Below are 18,892 nucleotides of genomic sequence, written 5' to 3' on the forward strand. Positions count from 1 at the left end.
TGTCCATTGTAAGAACAGGCACTCTTTAGTAAACTCAAATTAAACGGTCGACGGTCGACCGATGACAAAGGGGGAAAAATCAATGAAGCATGTTTCAATTGCAGCGATACCAGGAGACGGAGTTGGAAAGGAAGTTGTGCCTGAAGCCATCCGAGTTTTGAAAGCGATATCAGAGGTGCATGGCGGTCTGTCTTTCACCTTTCAGGATTTTCCGTGGAGCTGTGAATATTATTTAGAGCATGGCGAAATGATGCCAAAGGATGGATTGGAACAACTAAAAGCCTTTGACAGCATTTTCTTAGGGGCCGTCGGAGATGCCAATTTAGTGCCGGATCATGTATCACTTTGGGGATTGCTCATTAAAATTAGACGTGAATTTGAGCAGGTGATCAACGTTAGACCTGCAAAACAGCTGAGCGGAATTCGCTCACCGCTTGCTCAGCCAAAGGATTTCGATCTTCTTGTTGTAAGAGAAAACGGTGAAGGTGAATATAGTGAAATTGGGGGCCGTATCTATCAAGGAGAAGATCAGCTTGCCATTCAAAATGCTGTTTTCTCCAGAAAAGGGACAGAGCGAGCCATGCGTTTTGCCTTTCAATTAGCAAAAAAGAGAAGAAAGCATATGACAAGTGCAACCAAATCGAATGGAATCGTTCATACAATGCCATTTTGGGATGAAGTGTTTCAAGACGTAGCAAAGGATTATCCAGAGGTGACAGCAGACTCACAGCACATTGATGCACTCTCAGCCTTCTTTGTGACAAGACCTGAGAAATTTGATGTGATTGTCGCCAGTAATTTATTTGGTGATATTTTAACTGATCTTGGAGCTGCCATTATGGGAAGTATTGGCGTGGCGCCTGCCGCCAACATCAATGTGAATGGCAAATATCCGTCTATGTTTGAGCCTGTACACGGATCAGCCCCAGACATTGCAGGAAAAGGGATTGCCAACCCAATCGGTCAAATTTGGACGGCTAAACTCATGCTTGATCATTTCGGAGAAGAAGAACTGGGCACACACCTCCTCGAAATCATCGAGTCAGTCACAGCAGACGGCTTTTTAACAGCAGACATCGGCGGAGCCTATCAAACACAAGAAATCACCAACGAAATCATCAAGCGCTTGAAGAAATAATCCGTCATTAGAACCGCATCTCCACGTCTGCTATAATAAAAGGATGGATAGAAGAAAGAGATGTGAAATCTAGTGTCAAAAACAGTTGTATTAGCAGAGAAACCTTCAGTAGGACGTGACTTAGCACGTGTACTGAAGTGTCATAAAAAAGGAAATGGTTTTTTAGAAGGAGATCAATACATTGTGACGTGGGCTCTTGGCCATTTGGTCACACTGGCTGATCCAGAAGGCTACGGAAAAGAATTTCAATCCTGGCGTTTAGAGGATTTGCCGATCATTCCAGAGCCGCTCAAGCTTGTCGTCATGAAAAAGACAGGCAAACAATTTCAAGCAGTGAAAGCGCAGCTTGCAAGAAAAGATGTAAAAGACATTGTCATCGCAACAGATGCTGGACGTGAAGGGGAGCTAGTCGCAAGATGGATTCTTGAAAAAGCGCATGTGAAAAAGCCACTGAAACGACTATGGATCTCATCTGTTACGGACAAAGCCATCCAAGAAGGCTTCAAACGATTAAAAGATGGCAGAGAATATGATAATCTGTATCGCTCGGCTGTTGCACGTGCAGAGGCAGACTGGATTGTAGGGATCAACGCAACAAGAGCGCTGACGACCAAGTTCAATGCACAGCTTTCCTGCGGACGGGTACAAACACCAACGATTGCCATGATCAATAAACGAGAAGAAGACATTCAGCAATTTCAGCCGAAGCCGTTCTATGGAATGACTGCACAAGTAGATGGGCTTACGTTGACATGGCAGGATGCCAAAACAAAGCAAAACCGCACATTCCAAGAGAATGTCATAAAAGAGCGTTTGGCAGGCTGCAAAGGAAAACCAGCAGTGATCGATGCATTGAAAAAAACAGCGAAAAAAGCTTTTGCTCCAGGGCTGTATGACCTGACTGAATTGCAGCGTGATGCACATAAACGCTACGGCTTCTCAGCAAAAGAAACCTTGTCTACGCTTCAGCGATTGTATGAGCAGCATAAGCTTGTGACATATCCGCGTACAGATTCAAGATTTATTTCAGCGGATATCGTTCCTACATTAAAAGATCGTTTAAAAGGAATGAACGTCAGACCGTACGCACAGCATGTGAACCGCATTTTACAATCAGGCGTGAAAGCGCACAAAGGATTCGTCAACGATGCAAAAGTGTCAGATCACCATGCGATCATTCCAACCGAGGAAGAGCTGTATCCTGGTGCACTAAGTGATAAAGAGCGTAAATTATATGATCTTATTGCCAAACGATTCCTTGCTGTACTGATGAATCCTTTTGAATACGAGGAAACAACGGTGATTGCCAAGATAGGCAGTGAAACGTTCACGGCAAAAGGAAAAACCGTACAATCAGCCGGCTGGAAAGCCGTGTATGATGATTCCTATGAAGACGAGGAATCAGCCGAAGCAGATCAGCATCTGCCGCTGCTCTCAGAAGGGCAGTCACTTGAAGTACGCCAGCTGAAAGAAACAAATGGAGAAACGAAACCTCCTGCCCGTTTTAATGAAGCAACTCTGCTATCTGCTATGGAGAACCCAGCGGCATTTATGCAAAATCAGGAAAAGGACTTAGTGAAAACCCTCGGTGAAACAGGCGGACTAGGAACAGTGGCCACAAGAGCCGATATCATTGAAAAACTGTTCAACAGCTTCTTAATCGAGAAAAAGGGCAAAGACATTTTCATCACATCGAAAGGGAAACAGCTGCTTTCCTTAGTGCCTGAAGACTTAAAGTCACCTGCGTTAACAGCGGAATGGGAACAAAAGCTTTCTAAAATCGCAAAAGGACAGCTGAAGGCTTCTCAATTCATGAGTGAAATGAAGTCCTATGCAAAACAAGCCGTATCTGAAATCAAACAAACGAATCAAACCTTTAAGCATGACAATGTCACTGGCACCCATTGTCCTGACTGCGGAAAACTTATGCTGAAAGTGAACGGAAAACATGGCACAATGCTCGTGTGCCAAGACCGAGAATGCGGCCACCGTAAAAATGTAGCGAAGAAAACAAACGCACGCTGCCCGAACTGTCATAAAAAGCTCGAGCTGCGCGGAGAAGGTGATGGCAAAATCTTTGCTTGTGTGTGCGGCCATAGAGAAAAACTGTCTGTTTTCGAAAAACGCAAATCACAATCCAATCAAAAGAAAGCCAGTAAGCACGATGTGTCAAAATATATGAAGAAACAAAAGAAAGTGGAAGAACCAATCAATAACGCACTGGCTGAGCAATTAAAGAAATTAAAATTAGATCAATAGTAGTATATAAACCCATGCTGAAATGCATGGGTTTTTCTGTGCAATCAAGTATATCGGCATATGGTTTTTCTGAAAATGGGAATATGTATGCAAAAAGACTCGTAATTTGGTATAAAATATTTATTTAAATTTTAACAAAAACACTCTATAATAAATCGTTGGATGCTAAGAGAACGGGAGTTGAAAGGGGACACGAATGGTTACAGCCATACATCGCACGGCTATTGTTTTACTCATTGTTTTTTTATTAGGCGGATGTACCTGGGAACAGCAGAAGGAATCAGCTGATCCAGTATCTCCACAGCCTGTATTGCCTGGAGAATATTTTATCACTCATCACCTCATGACAGATCAAGGCATGATTCGCACTTCATTAGCAGAGCAGCACATCTACTTATCTGAGTCGCTTGGACTTTGGATGGATTATCTTGTTCGAAAAAAAGATCAAAATTCTTTTGACCAACAATTTGGTGTCCTGCAAGATGAATTTTTACTAGATGATCACCTTCTCAGCTGGCAAATCGAATCTGATCAAAAAAGTAAAGCCAATGCTCTAGTTGATGACTTACGGGTAGTGGCGGCACTTCAAAAGGCAGATCGTTTATGGAAGAATGCAGCGTATCAAACCACAGCAAAAGAAATCGCACAAGCGTTAAAAGACAAGAATATGTATAGAGGCATCTTGTCCGATTATTATGATGCGTCAACAAACCGAACTTCACACACAATCACACTCTCATATTTAGACCCAAAAGCAATCAAAGAATTGGAATCCCTCAAAATATTCACGAAACAAATGACGAGTAACCAATTGACCATTCTAAAACAAGCACCGAGAAAAAAAGGATTCTTTCCTAAATCCTATGATATAAAGAAAAAAGCCTATTCATTTGATCGAGAAATCAATATGATTGATCAACTCTATACGGCTCTACATGCCGATCGTGCAAAGGTGAGTACGTCTGCGATCATGAAATGGCTGAAAACGACTTTTAAAAAAGAAGGAAAGCTGTACGGTAGATATAAACTGAGCACATTGCAGCCATCGGTGACGTATGAATCGCCTTCTGTATATGCACTGGTCATCTTGTATGCTCTTAAACGAAACGAACCGGAATTCGCAAAAGAGGTTTATGACCGCATGAAAGAATTACAAATTCAAGATCCTCTCAAGGATTATTATGGAGGATACATGAACGAAAAAGACACACACTCATTTGACAACTTATTGCCTCTCATTGCAGAAAGGGAGCTTTTTAATGAATCGGTTATTCAGTAATACGTATCGTTTATATTATTCTCTGCTCCTCACGTTTGCAGGTCTTATTTTGTTTATGAGCTACCTTGGCTTGCATGATGCAGAGAGCTTTTTGATGATCACACTGACTTTTGTCGTGTTAGGATGCGGGATTTTATTTGGCATCTTACCAGCATTAATTTTTACCTTGCTGATGTTGTTCTTTATAGGAAGTGCTATGTTCTTTACAGAGCTTGGCCACACAAATCCTTTCTTTTCCAATCGAACATTGCAGGATGTGGTGGTTTGGGGCGTAGCCCTTCTCTTTTTCGCGATTTCAGCAGGAAGCTTGCATGAGCGGATCAAGACGATGCGTCACACCATTGAACAACAAAAGCAGGCGATGAAACAATTTGTGGCGATTGACTCGACAACTGGATTTGACAATGCAGATCGGATGAAGCTGGAATTATCCGAGGAAATGAAACGGGCAGAACGTTACAAACAGCCATTCGTTTTTATCCTTCTTCATATCCATTATGCAGCGGAATTCAAATCGTTATATGGAGAAAAAGAAATGCAGCACCTATTTCAGCAATTAAGTATCAAGATTCGCGAAAGTGTCAGAGAAACGGATAAGAAATTTCGATTATCCGAAGAACGAATAGGCTTGCTGCTTACTCACACACCAGAAGAGAATGTCTCTGTCGTCCTTGAGAAGCTAAAAGATAAATTGCAAAAGCATGTGCTGTTAAACGGTCGTGAAGTCACCCTGACTTTTCATGTCTGTCATTTAACAAGCAGTTCGGATTATCGTACGCCAGAGCAATTTTTACAAGAACTAGAAAAAGAGATGATGATGAATGAACTTTAATTCTTTGATGAAATGCTGTTTGCTGCTTGCTCTTTTTTTGATTCTTTCTTTTAAATACATGGCTTCAGCCGACGCACTTGCCAAGCCAGATACCCTGATCGTTTATTCGACAGAATCGGGGGAAGCGACACCAGCAGTGCATATGCTGGATCTACTCGCCGGACATTTTTCAACAAAGACGACGATTGTATCTGATGAACATTTGGCTGAAAAGAAGATCAGTGAATTTCAGCAAGTCATCTACCTAGGAGAAATAAAGAGAACCTTACCGAAACAGACCATTCGTATGATGAATGAAGCACAGAAGGTAATAGCCATTGGATACAATGCGGAACAGCTTCGCCCATTCTCCAATCTTACTTTTCACAAACAAGATCACACGAGTCAAATCAAATATACAGATGATCAAACTTACCGTCAGCTAGAGAAAAGTATCAGTGCGTTAACGGTTCAAGGGGCCGACTTGCAAAGTGAATTTTTATTGAAGAAGCATGAAGCTGACCTTCCATTTGTGATTCAAACAAAGGAAGGGGCCGACTATATTGGTATCTTAAATGTCGTGCAGCAGAACGAGCTGCTTGCAGAAGTGCTGGAAAAACGCCTGTCTTCTTCTCATCAGCTGACCACAAAGTACTTAAGGTTTGGGAACATCAGTCCTGTCTCTGACGAGAAGAAGCTGCTTGAGCTTGGACAATACGTATCCACTCGGCATATTCCGTTTCTGATAGCGGTAACTCCTGTATGGGTGGATCGAACAACAGGTGATGAAGTGACACTGAGTGACCGCCCGCAGCTCGTAAAAGTGTTAAAACAATTGCAAAGCAATGGAGCCAGCATCATTCTTCATGGATTTAGCCGTACGTACCGAACGGAGGATTCTGGTCAGGACTTTGAGTTCTGGGATGCAAAGAATGATCAGTCCATTACGTCAAATGACCCAAAAAAAGCCGAGAAGAAGCAAAGTGAAAGCCATTTTTCGAATGAAAAAGATTTCCATGCTTATACGAGATCGAATCAGCAGCAAGAAATCATCTATACAGAAGAAAAAATCACAAAGGGCATTGAGCTTCTTGCGCAGCAAGGTCTATATCCACTGGCATTCGAGGTGCCGCATGATGCCATATCCCAACAAGGCTACGATGTGATATCAAGGCATATGTCCAGTCTGTTTGGACAGGTACAGTTGTCGGATCATACGTGGAAAACAGCCGGTGCTCCGCCGCTGGTGACGAAGCCCGTTATGCTTCATGGCATGACCTTATATCCTCAGCAATCAGTAGAGCCGGCGTCTGACCAAGAAGGTTCAAATATTTTAACAGAGCAAAAGATTCAATCCATCCAGCATCTTCAATCAGCCGCAATCGGACTGTCCTATGATGTGGAATCAGGAATAGATGGACTGCAAAATCTGATGACGCAGATGGATGCAATTCCTTCTAGTGAATGGCTGGATTTAAAGAAAACAAAACAGACGGTCCAAACATCACATGTGCAGATCAAAACATCAGGGAATGGACATATTCAAGTAGAACAATCCAATAGAGCAGAAACCAAAACAGTCAAACGAAGCGGCATGGAAAATATGCTGCGAATTCTCACAGTCGTGGTGATGCTGTTTATTGCGGCATTTGCTTTTTACACATTGTATTTAAGACTGACAATGAAAAAACGAATTTTTAAGGAGAGAAAACTAGGTGGCTGATGTCTTATTTTATCTTTCATTAATACTGATTTGGATCATGCTCCTATACCACATGTTTCTCATGCAGGGCGGCTTTCAGCACTACCTGACCTACGAAAAAGTGCTGCCTGAATGGACGAAACAAGGGAAAGAGCTGCCGACCGTCAGCATTCTGATTCCTGCTCATAATGAAGAAGTTGTCATCCGGCAAACGCTAAAAGCAATGGTCCAGCTATCCTACCCTAAACATCTCCTTGAAATCATTGTGATTAATGACAATTCCTCCGATGGCACTGGGGACATCGTGCGGTCATTCAGTGAGCAATATGATCATATCCATATGATTGAAACAAAGCCGCCATTTGCCGGAAAGGGAAAATCCACTGCACTGAATGAAGGCTTAAAGGCTTCAACAGGAGAAGTCATCTGCGTATACGATGCAGATAACATGCCTGAACAAAAGGCCGTCTATCACTTGGTTCTTGGTTTATTGAACGACCCTAAGGCAGGTGCTGTTGTCGGGAAATTCAGGGTCATTAATGCAGCCAAAAATCTCCTGACCAAATTTATTAATATTGAGACCATCTGCTTCCAATGGATGGCGCAGGGCGGAAGATGGAAGTGGTTTAGCATTGCGACAATACCAGGCACCAACTTCGCCATCCGCCGCCATATTTTAGAAGAACTTGGTGGCTGGGATGTTCATGCGCTGGCTGAGGACACCGAATTAACGATTCGTGTCTATAACCTTGGCTATGTCATTCGATTTTTCCCGGCAGCGATCACTTGGGAACAAGAGCCTGAGACGTGGAAAGTCTGGTGGCGGCAAAGAACGCGCTGGGCACGAGGCAATCAATATGTTGTACTCAAATTTTTAAAGCAGTTTATGAAGCTGAAACGAAAACGAATGATTTTCGATTTGTTTTATTTCTTCTTTACGTATTTCTTATTTTTCTTCGGTGTCCTGCTCTCAAATGGGATCTTTATCGTGAACCTATTTGTTGACCTTCACTTATCTGTAGGAGCTGTTGCCCTGATCCTGTGGGGATTGGCCTTCTTTCTCTTTCTAACAGAAGTGATGATTACATTAAGCATTGAGAAAACAGAGCTCACCAAACAAAATATACTCATTGTGGCGCTCATGTACTTCACTTATTCTCAAGTATGGATTGCGCTAGTCGTGTACTCTTTATTTGTAGAGACAAAGAGCCGTTTATTCAAACAAGAAGTAAAATGGTACAAAACCGAGCGTTACGATCAACAACAAAAGAAAAGCGGGTGACAAATTGAAATCGGTAAAATGGATGATTTTTACATTGGTGATATCCCTTGCCATTCAGCCTTTTTTCATGGCGGGGCAAGCACTGGCGCAATCAAATCGAGTACAAGTGAAAGATGACTGGATTCGCTCATCAAAAGGAAGTCAAACAGAAACGCAAGCATTATCAGAAGATGTAGTGACCTTGTATGGACAAGAAGACCGCACTGAATTTTCCTATCAAATAGAGAAAGAAAAAGTAGAGTCTAGCACCCTTACATTGAATATAGAGGCATCACCATTACTCATTTCGCCATCATCGTTCACAGTCATGATTGATGGAGAGATTGAAAAGACCATTCCCGTATCAGGGAAAAACCAAAAGAAATCGATTCAAATCAAATTGAACAAATCGCAATTGAAAAAAGGTTCTCATCGGATTCAGCTCGCATTTTATGGCGTGTTAAAAGAAGGTGTGTGTATCAACCAAGAGACACCTGCCAATTGGCTGAAAGTATATCCTGAAAGTGAGCTGGATTTCAAAGGAACTCAAACGACAGACGTGACGTTAGACAGCTTCCCTTCACCTTTCATTCAAACAGGTGATCAGAAAGAACAAACAGATATTGTGATTCCAAATTCACCGGAAGCAGCTGAATTAGAAGCGGCTGTGAAAGTATACCGTACGTTGAAAAACAAAGACCGCCAAGCAGACCTCAAAATCGTCCAAGAAAAGGACCTCAAGCAAATCGCGCATCCAACGATTGCTGTTGGAGCGAAAGGAAATTGGGAGGGACGAGTGAAATCGATCGAGCAAGCTGCGAAAATGAAAACAGCAAGCAACCAGCTTACGTTAGCAGTGAGAACACTGACTGGGAAGAAAAAAGAACAGCCCATTTTATTTGTCACTGCTGAACAGCCAAAGACAATTGCTGAAAAAATCAATGTCCTGACTCAACCAGAACTGACCGATCAGCTCACTGGGACAGATTTGCTGCTTCAAAAGGTGACTGCTAAAGCATCAAAACCATCTCATCAAATTCGTTTAAAAGATTTTGGTGGTGATGATGTAACGGTTGGAACCAAAAAGACGGCATCGGATCATTACTATTATCCGAAAGCATTGATCGCTAATCAAAAATCTGGTGCAAAGTTAAATCTATCATTTAAAAAAACTGATACAGCGAACAAAGCGGAACGCTTAACAGTCATGATTAATAATGAACCACACGATGTACCGTTAACAAAACTAGGAAACAAAGATGAGAATGGATTCTATCATGTGTCAATTCCAGTAGATTCACAAGTGCTCCAAAAGAACGAATATATTAATTTGCAATTTGTCACTACAGGCTTTAAAAACGTGGAGTCCTGCAGACATACGGATGAAGAAAGCTGGATTTACATTGATAAGAATAGCTCTCTTCAAATACCAGAAGGGACAGCTAGTGATACACCGGATTTAGCTGCATGGCCGCTTCCTTTCACATCAAAAACACAGCAAGGAAAAACATTGATCATCATGCCAAATCAAATCAAGCAAGAAACGATCAATCAAATGGCGATGCTGACAGAATCATTTAGTCAGCCGGAAGCTGCTCAATATCAATTGATCAAAGCATCAAATGTGACAAATGATCAATTGAAAAATCACTCTCTTATTTTCATCGGTGGCATTCAAACGTTCTCTCTTTTAAAAGAAAAGGCAGACGATCTCATCGTTCCTGTGACAAAGGATCAGTATGATGTATCCTCCTTTGGCATGATCAACGAAACGACTGCTCGTATTGTATGGACGCAGCCATCTGTATGGAACAAAGAGCAAACAATGACCGTCTTTTCAGGAATGAATGCAGCTGACGCTGATCTTTCACATGAAGTGCTTCATTTCCTGCAAACAAATACGGAAACGGCAACAGTTGCCATCGAGAGCAAAAACAAAGACATGTTCTCTAATCATCAAACGGTCAGCAGCACAACAAATGATCTCAAAAAAGGTGAAAAGCAAGGCGTCGGTGATTCTTGGATTTATTTTGCATGTATCGCTGTGCTGATTATTTTTGTGGTCGGAATGATTATTTATTTTGTGCGAAAAAACCGCAAAAAGACTGATTGATAAACGATCAAAAGACCTTGAAAAAATGTCTTTACTTTGGTGTCAAACGGGAGTATGATCTCTTTTATAAAAGACCAATCGCTGAATCATTTCGATGAGCGGGGGAACCATTAGTGGTGCAGGACACCACGTGGGGTGAATCCTTTTTAGGTAGGGCAAAGTCTCATGCGCCCGAATCCGTCAGCTAACCTCGTAAGCGTTAAAGAGAGCAAAGACCAACCTGTGATCTAAACAATAGACGCAGGGGCATTCTATTGCCTCTGTGTCTTTTTGGCGATCCATCTTTTGTAACTTAAATCGTTTGACACTAAAGGAGCGGGCATCACATGTACAGTTTGATGAAGCGTATTTTAATTGGGAAACCATTAAAATCACAGGCAGCAGGAGAACAAAAACTATCAAAAATCAAAGCGTTGGCATTATTGTCATCAGACGCATTGTCATCCGTTGCATACGGTACAGAACAAATCTTGATTGTTCTTTCAGTCGTTAGTGCAGCAGCATTTTGGTACTCACTCCCGATTGCAGGTTGTGTATTAATTCTTTTAATGGCGTTAATTCTATCTTACCGCCAGATTATTTATGCTTATCCAGAAGGCGGGGGGGCCTATGTCGTCTCTAGCCGAAACTTAGGTGAAAAGCCAGGACTGATCGCTGGCGGATCATTGCTTGTAGATTATATTTTGACTGTAGCAGTGAGCATATCAGCGGGTACCGATGCCATCACATCAGCTTTTCCGGCACTATATCCATATCATGTGCTGATTTCAATTGTATTGGTCATCTTGATTATGGTGCTCAACCTTCGTGGATTGACAGAATCAGCATCTATTTTGGCTTATCCCGTATACTTGTTTGTCATATCACTCCTTATATTAATTGGAGTCGGGGGCTTTAAATTATTAACAGGAGGCGTTCCTCCAGCACCTGAGCATACTGCAATAGGTACACACGTACCTGGCATTACATTATTTCTTTTATTAAAAGCATTTTCGTCTGGCTGTTCTGCACTGACTGGAGTAGAAGCCATTTCAAATACCATTCCATCCTTTAAAAAACCAGCTGCACAAAATGCAGCGAGAACATTATTGATGATGGGTGGCTTACTAGCTGTATTATTTGTTGGCGTGACATTGCTTGCGTTTGGTTTTGGCATCTCACCAAAGCCAGAAGAAACAGTTGTATCACAAATTGCATCAGATACATTTGGACGTACATTTTTCTATTATGTCATTCAGGCTGTCACAGCTTTAATCTTGATATTAGCGGCAAACACCGGCTTCTCCGCCTTTCCTTTATTGGCGGTCAACTTAGCAAAGGATAAATATATGCCGCGCATGTTTACAGTAAGAGGGGATCGTCTCGGTTACTCTAATGGCATTATCTTTTTAGGTGTAGCTTCCATGCTGCTCATTTGGTTGTTTGATGGGAAAACGGAACACCTTATCCCGCTATATGCTGTCGGTGTATTTATTCCATTTACCTTGTCACAGACAGGTATGTGTGTGAAATGGATTCGTGAAAAACCGCAGGGCTGGAAAACGAAAATGCCTATTAATATAGTCGGAGCACTGATTTCCTTCACGGTTCTCATGATTCTTATTTTGACCAAGTTTCATCTTGTATGGCCAGTATTTGTTTTCATGCCAATTGTGCTATTCATCTTTCATTCCATTAAAAAGCATTACTTGTCTGTCGGAGAACAACTGCGTTTAATGAATGAAGCAGAGCCTGTTGAGATTAAAGGGAATGTGGTCATTGTGCCAATTGCCGGTGTAACACGTGTCGTTGAGCAATCTGTTCAATATGCAAAATCCTTATCAGAGCAAGTCATAGCAGTTCATGTATCCTTTGATAAAGAAAAAGATAAGAAAATTGAAGCAGATTGGGAAAAACTGAACAGCGGTGTGCGGCTTGTGATGCTGCATTCGTCTTATCGAAGTCTTATTCATCCGCTCGATAAATTTCTTGAAACGGTTGAGGCAAAAGCAAATGCGCATCAATATAAAGTGATGGTGCTCGTACCTCAATTTATCCCGAAAAAAAGATGGCACACGATCTTGCATAACCAATCTGCCTTTTTATTAAGATTCCGTCTGTTATGGAAGCGGGATATTGTGGTCGCCACCCTTCCATATCATTTTAAAAAGTAGCAGCAAGTTGAAACGTTTGATCAAAAGGGTGCGGTGGTATGGAGTAAGAAAAAAGGAGTTTTCTCACATGCCGCAAAGAACCGCAGGAAAAGAAGTAACAGCGCTACTGGAAGAGTGGGGCGTAAAACATATCTATGGAATGCCCGGCGACAGCATAAACGAATTAATTGAAGAGCTTAGGCACGAATCCAGCCAAATACAATTTATACAAACGAGACATGAAGAAGTGGCGGCACTTTCAGCGGCGGCTGATGCCAAACTAACAGGTAAGCTCGGTGTCTGTTTATCCATCGCTGGACCGGGTGCTGTCCACTTATTAAATGGACTATACGATGCAAAAGCAGATGGCGCACCCGTTTTAGCAATTGCAGGGCAGGTTGCGTCAACGGAAGTAGGGAGAGATGCCTTTCAAGAAATCAAATTAGAGCGGATGTTTGACGATGTTGCTGTCTTTAATCAGCAGGTACAAACAGCAGAAGCTCTGCCTGATTTATTGAATCAAGCCATTAAAGCAGCTTATACTCACAAAGGTGTGGCAGTTCTCACCGTATCGGATGACTTATTTTCTCAAAAAATTAAGCGTAAGCCTGTTTATACATCTCCTCTTTATGTTGAGGGAGAAGTACGGCCAAAGAAAGATCAACTGCTAAAGGCAGCACAGCTAATTAACAATGCGAAGAAGCCAGTCATCTTAGCAGGTAAAGGATTACGAAATGCAAAAGAAGAGCTTCTTTCATTTGCAGAAAAGGCTGCTGCGCCTATTGTCATCACACTTCCTGCAAAAGGTGTTGTGCCAGACAGGCACCCATATTTTTTAGGAAACCTAGGTCAAATCGGAACGAAGCCAGCATATGAAGCGATGGAAGAGTGTGATCTCTTAATTATGCTTGGAACTTCCTTTCCATATAGAGACTACTTACCAGAGAACACACCTGCCATTCAACTGGATATTAAGCCAGATCAAATCGGTAAAAGATATCCGGTAGACGTAGGAATCGTGAGTGACAGCAAGAGTGGTTTGCATGAACTGACCTCCTACATTGAATATAAAGAGCAGCGTGGTTTCCTTGAAGCTTGTACTGAGCATATGATGAAATGGCGAGAAGAAATGGATAAGGAAAAATCCGTTGCTACATCACCGCTTAAACCTCAGCAAGTCATTGCTAGATTAGAAGAAGCAGTAGAAGACGACGCCATTCTTTCTGTTGATGTAGGGAATGTGACCGTATGGATGGCACGCCATTTTGAAATGAAACAGCAGGATTTCATCATCTCCAGCTGGCTTGCCACAATGGGCTGTGGTTTGCCTGGTGCTATCTCTGCTAAGTTAAATGAACCGAATCGCCAAGCGATTGCTGTCTGTGGCGATGGTGGCTTCACAATGGTTATGCAAGACTTTGTGACAGCGGTCAAATATAAACTGCCAATCGTTGTGGTGATTTTAAACAACAACAATCTTGGAATGATTGAATATGAACAACAAGTAAAAGGAAACATCAATTATGGTATAGAGCTAGAAGATATTGATTTTGCTAAGTTTGCAGAAGCATGTGGCGGCAAAGGAATCTCCGTGTCATCACATGAAGAACTAGCTCCAGCCTTTGATACAGCTCTTCAATCAGATAAACCTGTCATTATTGATGTTGCTGTCACCAATGAACCGCCGTTACCTGGAAAAATTACGTACACACAAGCAGCCGGTTTTAGTAAGTACTTACTGAAAAAATTCTTTGAAAAAGGCGAGCTGGATATCCCTCCACTCAAGAAAAGTTTAAAACGCTTTTTCTAAACAAAATGTAGTCGGTCCTCTCAAAAGAGGACTGACTTTTTTGTGATGAAAGGAAAAACATTTCAATTATCACTTGTTTTATTTCCTAATTATTTTTGTAACTTAAAGCCTATTTTTCCAATTCGCTGAGAAAGGTAAAATAGACTTTATGATCAATAATGGAGGGAGTGACTTCTTCTGGGGAAGATACTTGATGCAAAAGCACTAACAAGTGCCATGGACACAAGAGCAAAACACTATCAGGAACTCCGTGAACAAATGGTAGATTTAAAAAAGGCATTACAAGGTGTTGCCAATCTTGGTGACGACTTCACTGGGAAAGGTGCCGATAACATTAAAAGCTTTTATAAAGAGCTCTCCGGAAATGTAGACATGTTTATCAGCTTCATTGATAAGCAAAAAGCCTTTCATGACGGTGTTTCTGGGACACTTGATGATACGAGCTTTGGCGGCGATACCTTTGTAGAAGAACACTTTTTAGACAACGCAGTACATATGGGCATCAAGAATGCCAAAAGCATTGTAAAGGATCAAAAAAAGGCACTCAAAACGATTTTTCAAGACATTGATGATCTCATTTCTCTAGAAGTATTTGATAGTCAAACCTTTGATGAAAAAATAGAAGATGCGGAAGATGAACGAAAAAAGACAGTCAAAGATTTAAGAGAGCTTGATCAAAATTTAAAAGATGAATATGCTTTGTCAGAGACAGAGCAGCAAGCTACAATGGCATTGTACGCTGAAATGATGAATGCGACAAATGATGGAAAAGCGATTTCGCCTATGAATTTTGATAAGAAAGCGTATCAAAATAGCGAAATCTACAAGGCAAAAAGCGATATTGAAAAGCAAACTTCTGAATATCTGAAAATCAAAAAAGAACAAGAAGAAGCCCGCGAGATTGCAAAAGAACAAGAAGCCCTCGCCAACCGTCCTTGGTATGAAAAAGCGCTCGATTACGGTGGAAATATCGTCAATGAACTGACCGGCGTGAACGATGCAAAACGTGCCGCAACAGGCGTTGATCCAATCACGGGCGAGGAACTCACCGCAGGCCAGCGAGTCGCCGCAGGCGGCATGGCAGCAGCAGGCTACATCCCAATCGTCGGCTGGGCAGGCCGCATTTTCAAAGGCGGAAAGGCTGTCTATAAAACCACCCAAGCCACATCAGCCGCAGTAAGAGCAGTCGACATTTACAAGACATCACAAAAATCCTTTGACGCCCTGAAAACATCTCAAAAAGGTTTATATGGCCTCACCGCCACCAACGGCTTCAGCGAAGCAATCACAGGCCGCGATATGTTTGGAAATAAGATCTCGAAAGAACAGCAGGAAGCAAGTATGAATGCGGCGCTAGGAATGCTTTTGCCGTTTGGGGCGAAAGGGTTTCATGGGAAGATGGGGGTTAAAGAGAACACGAAAAGTCGAATTGATTATTTGAGAAATAAATATGGAAAGATCGATTCAAAAGAATTAAATGAAAGAATTAATTTACGCGGAGAAACGGTGAAAGAACTAAATAAATTAAAAGAAACTGGCATTAGCAAGAAGAAAATGGGTCCTGCCTTTGCTGGAGTTTATGATAAGCAGACTGGAAAATATTCGTATGCAATAAATGATTATGATGGAAAGTTACCAGATTTCCATCCCTTAATAAATGCCAAATATGATAGAATGCCAAAAGAGGTTATAGATTCATACACATATACAAAAGGTGCGGGGTCACATGCAGAAGTGATCGCCTTGAATAAGGCCTTAAAGGCTAATCCAGGTGCTAGTTTGGATAATTTTATTTTGAATGTTGTTAGGACAGGTCAGAGTAGAGTGAAACCGGCTGGAATGATGTTTCCAAGGTGTCCTCATTGTGCTTATCTTACAGATGGATCTAAAATTATCACGGAGGTTCCTAAAAATGTTAAATGATATATTGCAAAAAGATTTTATTTTAGAGAATGGCACTGAGTTTGAAGAATGTTTAGAATATGGAGGCCCTTACGAACTAGCAATAGTGGAAATTACCGAGGATGGTAAAGAAGAGCTGTTTACGGGATTAGCATATGATATATATGAAAATGGGAATATTGAGAGTTATTTCTATGTTGAACAAGGAGTTAAACAAGGAAAGTATGTTGAATTCTATTCAAATGGAAATGTTAAGAAAATAGGTCATATGAGTAAAAATGCAGCCGACGGCTATCAAGTTGAGTTTTTTGAAAATGGAAATAAAAAGTATGAATCTGAATGTGTTGCTGGTCGAGAGATGACTTATATAAAGTATGATGAAAGTGAAAATATTGTAGAGAAAAAGGCAGAACCTAATGAATCCGATTTGAAATATGCCGAAAAATTCAACAGCTAATCGTGTGGATCTTATGCATAATGATGAAATAAATGATTTATTAGAAAAATTTAAAAGTGAACAAAAAGCGCTCTTGCCTAAAGTGCAATTGAAAAATAATTTTCAACTTGAGAACATAAGGTTTATTGCAGGTGTAGATGTAGCTTATTTTGATATGCATGGAAAAACGAGCGGTGTTTGTTGTATCGTCGTCTATGATTTGATAGAAAAAAAAATCATAGAAAAAGTGCATAGCCATGGAGAAATAAGGATTCCTTATATAGCAGGTTTTCTTGCTTTTCGTGAAATGCCATTAATTAAAGATGCAGTAAAAAAACTGACGAAACAAGTAGACGTCTATATGTTTGATGGAAATGGTTATTTACATTATAGACACATGGGCATTGCTACACAGGCGTCTTTCTTCTTAAATAAACCTACCATTGGAGTCGCAAAAAGTTATTTGAAAATTAATGGTATAGATTTTACCATGCCCCAAAATAAAACAAATGCATACACAGATATTATTATAAATAACGAAATATATGGAAGAGCGCTCAGAACCAGAGTGAATGTTAAGCCTATTTTTATTTCATGTGGGAATTGGATTGATTTAGATACAACTACAAAAATTATTATGAAACTTGTTGATAAAAACAGTAGATTACCAATACCCGTAAGGTTTGCAGATATTGAGACACATGCTATTCGAAAAGAGTTATTAACAAAAGAATAGGGGAAGTGTAACATAGCACATTTTTTAGCTGTATTGAAAAGGGCTAACGACATTCAATCAAACAATAAAAGGAGTTATAACCATGCTATGGATTTTCGCACAAAACCAGCAAAGTTTCGTTCATGTCCACGAAGTCTCAGTAACCGGCAAAAAGATTGAAGGAATGATCGCAGGAGGCGATACTTGGGTAAAGACTCTCGGCAAGTATGACTCAAATGATCGAGCGTCAGAGATCCTACAAGACATTGTGAAAACAATTGAAGCCAATCAAGATGCCACCGTGACTTACAGAATGCCAAATCAATAAAAAAGAAACCACCTTTCCATTGCAAAAAGGTGGTTTTTGTTTATGATGGTGTTTTTGTAAAGGCTAAAAATAAAGGGATGCTTGTGCCGACAAGGGTTGTGGCAAATAGGAACATACCACAAATGAATAGAAAATGGCTGGCTGAAAAGACAAGTGCCAGAATGAGAAAAACGATGCTGAGTCCTGCCATGCTATATGATGGGACAAAGCGGCGTTTGTAGGTGGCTTTCTTTGTTAAGAATGAGAAGAAAATACCAAATAATAAAGGGACGATCCATAAGTAAAATAAAATAATAAGAGACATACTTCATACCTCGATTTTTCCTTCTATTTTATCAGATGCTGATCGCAACGGATACCACAAAGCTTCACTTTGTAAAATAATTCATGCAATCGACACAATTAAGTGGGTTGATTCATAGAATGCGTTTTTTCTTTCATATATTCAGGCTGCAAGAGCGCGTATACACAATGGTCCGTAAAGCGGTCGCCCAGCCATTCACATTGTCTCAAAATGCCTTCAAGCGAAAAGGATAACCGCTCTGCGATGCGTCTACTCTTCTGGTTATCGACAGCAGCCCTGATTTCAATGCGGTGCAGTCCACATTCTTCAAATAAATATTGAATGACTGCTTTGCATGCTTTTGTCATGATGCCTTTTCCTTGATAGCCTTCTCCGAGCCAATAGCCAATTGAAACAGTCCTGTTGATCCAATGAATTTGGTGGGTGCCAATGATCCCGACAAGCTCTCCATGTGACCAGATGCCCGCTTGAAAACCGTTGTTCTGCAAGGCTTGCTGCATTGCGCCTTGAATGAACGCCATGCTGTCTTCCTCTGTCTGTGTTGAATCCACCCAAAGCATCCATTCACGTAAATGCTCTCTTGACCGCTGGATGAGCAAATATAGACTTCTTGCGTCTCTTGGCTCAAGCAACCGCATGGATATCTCTTGATCTTGATAAAAAAACATGTGCCCACATCCTCTCAGGGGAATTTTACCATAA

General features: G+C 41.1%; 15 protein-coding genes and 1 riboswitch. Of the genes, 13 read left to right on the forward strand and 2 right to left on the reverse strand.

Annotated elements, in window-relative coordinates; all coding sequences use genetic code 11:
- The first annotated feature begins 82 nt into the window (after positions 1 to 82).
- The 13 genes from NST59_RS02360 to NST59_RS02420 all read left to right on the forward strand — a co-directional run bounded on the left by NST59_RS02360 (position 83) and on the right by NST59_RS02420 (position 17,886).
- Positions 83 to 1,138 (forward strand): tartrate dehydrogenase, encoded by a 1,056-nt coding sequence (locus tag NST59_RS02360; protein WP_341039941.1) that lies wholly within the window; start codon positions 83 to 85, stop codon positions 1,136 to 1,138.
- A gap of 72 nt (positions 1,139 to 1,210) precedes the next feature.
- On the forward strand, positions 1,211 to 3,397 hold the full coding sequence (locus NST59_RS02365) for a DNA topoisomerase III (RefSeq protein WP_144490744.1): 2,187 nt from the start codon (positions 1,211 to 1,213) through the stop codon (positions 3,395 to 3,397).
- Between the two features lie 196 nt (positions 3,398 to 3,593).
- The gene (locus NST59_RS02370; protein WP_058837358.1) at positions 3,594 to 4,676 is read left to right on the forward strand and encodes a glycosyl hydrolase family 8; all 1,083 of its coding nucleotides are present in this window, start codon (positions 3,594 to 3,596) and stop codon (positions 4,674 to 4,676) included.
- Positions 4,657 to 5,508: a GGDEF domain-containing protein gene (locus NST59_RS02375; protein WP_126682227.1), complete on the forward strand. Its 852-nt coding sequence runs from the start codon at positions 4,657 to 4,659 to the stop codon at positions 5,506 to 5,508. Before NST59_RS02370 ends, NST59_RS02375 begins: the two co-directional genes overlap by 20 nt.
- Positions 5,498 to 7,210, forward strand: coding sequence for a DUF2334 domain-containing protein (locus NST59_RS02380; RefSeq protein WP_126682228.1), 1,713 nt, complete (start codon positions 5,498 to 5,500; stop codon positions 7,208 to 7,210). Before NST59_RS02375 ends, NST59_RS02380 begins: the two co-directional genes overlap by 11 nt.
- Before the next feature lie 37 nt (positions 7,211 to 7,247).
- Positions 7,248 to 8,471 carry a glycosyltransferase family 2 protein gene (locus NST59_RS02385; RefSeq protein WP_376765047.1) on the forward strand — a complete coding sequence of 408 codons (1,224 nt, stop codon included), beginning with the start codon at positions 7,248 to 7,250 and terminating at the stop codon, positions 8,469 to 8,471.
- A gap of 4 nt (positions 8,472 to 8,475) precedes the next feature.
- Positions 8,476 to 10,563, forward strand: a complete 2,088-nt coding sequence (locus tag NST59_RS02390; RefSeq protein WP_144490746.1) for a cellulose biosynthesis cyclic di-GMP-binding regulatory protein BcsB — start codon at positions 8,476 to 8,478, stop codon at positions 10,561 to 10,563.
- A gap of 69 nt (positions 10,564 to 10,632) precedes the next feature.
- A riboswitch (cyclic di-AMP (ydaO/yuaA leader) is annotated at positions 10,633 to 10,777 on the forward strand.
- Positions 10,778 to 10,889: 112 nt separating this feature from the next.
- Positions 10,890 to 12,716, forward strand: a complete 1,827-nt coding sequence (locus NST59_RS02395) for an APC family permease (protein WP_039176669.1) — start codon at positions 10,890 to 10,892, stop codon at positions 12,714 to 12,716.
- A 67-nt stretch (positions 12,717 to 12,783) separates the two neighbouring features.
- Positions 12,784 to 14,505 (forward strand): pyruvate oxidase, encoded by a 1,722-nt coding sequence (locus NST59_RS02400; protein WP_059376054.1) that lies wholly within the window; start codon positions 12,784 to 12,786, stop codon positions 14,503 to 14,505.
- 216 nt (positions 14,506 to 14,721) lie between these two features.
- The gene (locus NST59_RS02405; RefSeq protein ID WP_247544591.1) at positions 14,722 to 16,428 is read left to right on the forward strand and encodes a T7SS effector LXG polymorphic toxin; all 1,707 of its coding nucleotides are present in this window, start codon (positions 14,722 to 14,724) and stop codon (positions 16,426 to 16,428) included.
- On the forward strand, positions 16,418 to 16,864 hold the full coding sequence (locus tag NST59_RS02410) for a toxin-antitoxin system YwqK family antitoxin (protein WP_144490930.1): 447 nt from the start codon (positions 16,418 to 16,420) through the stop codon (positions 16,862 to 16,864). Before NST59_RS02405 ends, NST59_RS02410 begins: the two co-directional genes overlap by 11 nt.
- Before the next feature lie 13 nt (positions 16,865 to 16,877).
- On the forward strand, positions 16,878 to 17,579 hold the full coding sequence (locus NST59_RS02415; RefSeq protein WP_144490931.1) for an endonuclease V: 702 nt from the start codon (positions 16,878 to 16,880) through the stop codon (positions 17,577 to 17,579).
- Positions 17,580 to 17,661: 82 nt separating this feature from the next.
- Complete coding sequence (locus NST59_RS02420; protein WP_059376056.1) at positions 17,662 to 17,886, forward strand: hypothetical protein; 225 nt, start codon at positions 17,662 to 17,664, stop codon at positions 17,884 to 17,886.
- A gap of 40 nt (positions 17,887 to 17,926) precedes the next feature.
- Here the strand turns inward: NST59_RS02420 and NST59_RS02425 are convergent, their stop codons facing one another.
- Together NST59_RS02425 and NST59_RS02430 are read right to left on the reverse strand one after the other, a co-directional pair.
- Positions 17,927 to 18,190 carry a hypothetical protein gene (locus NST59_RS02425; protein ID WP_058837367.1) on the reverse strand — a complete coding sequence of 88 codons (264 nt, stop codon included), beginning with the start codon at positions 18,188 to 18,190 and terminating at the stop codon, positions 17,927 to 17,929.
- A 98-nt stretch (positions 18,191 to 18,288) separates the two neighbouring features.
- Positions 18,289 to 18,858, reverse strand: coding sequence for a GNAT family N-acetyltransferase (locus NST59_RS02430; protein WP_039176679.1), 570 nt, complete (start codon positions 18,856 to 18,858; stop codon positions 18,289 to 18,291).
- Positions 18,859 to 18,892: the final 34 nt, after the last annotated feature.

Source organism: Bacillus sp. FSL R5-0439 (assembly GCF_038008805.1).
GTDB classification, from domain to species: Bacteria; Bacillota; Bacilli; order Bacillales; family Bacillaceae; genus Bacillus; species Bacillus safensis.

Excerpts from the sequence above, each read along its gene's own strand:
- NST59_RS02360 (WP_341039941.1), top strand. The coding sequence starts at position 83 with ATGAAGCATGTTTCAATTGCAGCGATACCAGGAGACGGAGTTGGAAAG.
- NST59_RS02405 (WP_247544591.1), top strand. The coding sequence starts at position 14,722 with ATGGACACAAGAGCAAAACACTATCAGGAACTCCGTGAACAAATGGTA.
- NST59_RS02420 (WP_059376056.1), top strand. The coding sequence starts at position 17,662 with ATGCTATGGATTTTCGCACAAAACCAGCAAAGTTTCGTTCATGTCCAC.
- NST59_RS02395 (WP_039176669.1), top strand. The coding sequence starts at position 10,890 with ATGTACAGTTTGATGAAGCGTATTTTAATTGGGAAACCATTAAAATCA.
- NST59_RS02370 (WP_058837358.1), top strand. The coding sequence starts at position 3,594 with ATGGTTACAGCCATACATCGCACGGCTATTGTTTTACTCATTGTTTTT.
- NST59_RS02385 (WP_376765047.1), top strand. The coding sequence starts at position 7,248 with ATGCTCCTATACCACATGTTTCTCATGCAGGGCGGCTTTCAGCACTAC.
- NST59_RS02400 (WP_059376054.1), top strand. The coding sequence starts at position 12,784 with ATGCCGCAAAGAACCGCAGGAAAAGAAGTAACAGCGCTACTGGAAGAG.
- NST59_RS02430 (WP_039176679.1), bottom strand. The coding sequence starts at position 18,858 with ATGTTTTTTTATCAAGATCAAGAGATATCCATGCGGTTGCTTGAGCCA.
- NST59_RS02410 (WP_144490930.1), top strand. The coding sequence starts at position 16,418 with ATGTTAAATGATATATTGCAAAAAGATTTTATTTTAGAGAATGGCACT.
- NST59_RS02415 (WP_144490931.1), top strand. The coding sequence starts at position 16,878 with ATGCATAATGATGAAATAAATGATTTATTAGAAAAATTTAAAAGTGAA.
- NST59_RS02375 (WP_126682227.1), top strand. The coding sequence starts at position 4,657 with ATGAATCGGTTATTCAGTAATACGTATCGTTTATATTATTCTCTGCTC.
- NST59_RS02425 (WP_058837367.1), bottom strand. The coding sequence starts at position 18,190 with ATGTCTCTTATTATTTTATTTTACTTATGGATCGTCCCTTTATTATTT.
- NST59_RS02380 (WP_126682228.1), top strand. The coding sequence starts at position 5,498 with ATGAACTTTAATTCTTTGATGAAATGCTGTTTGCTGCTTGCTCTTTTT.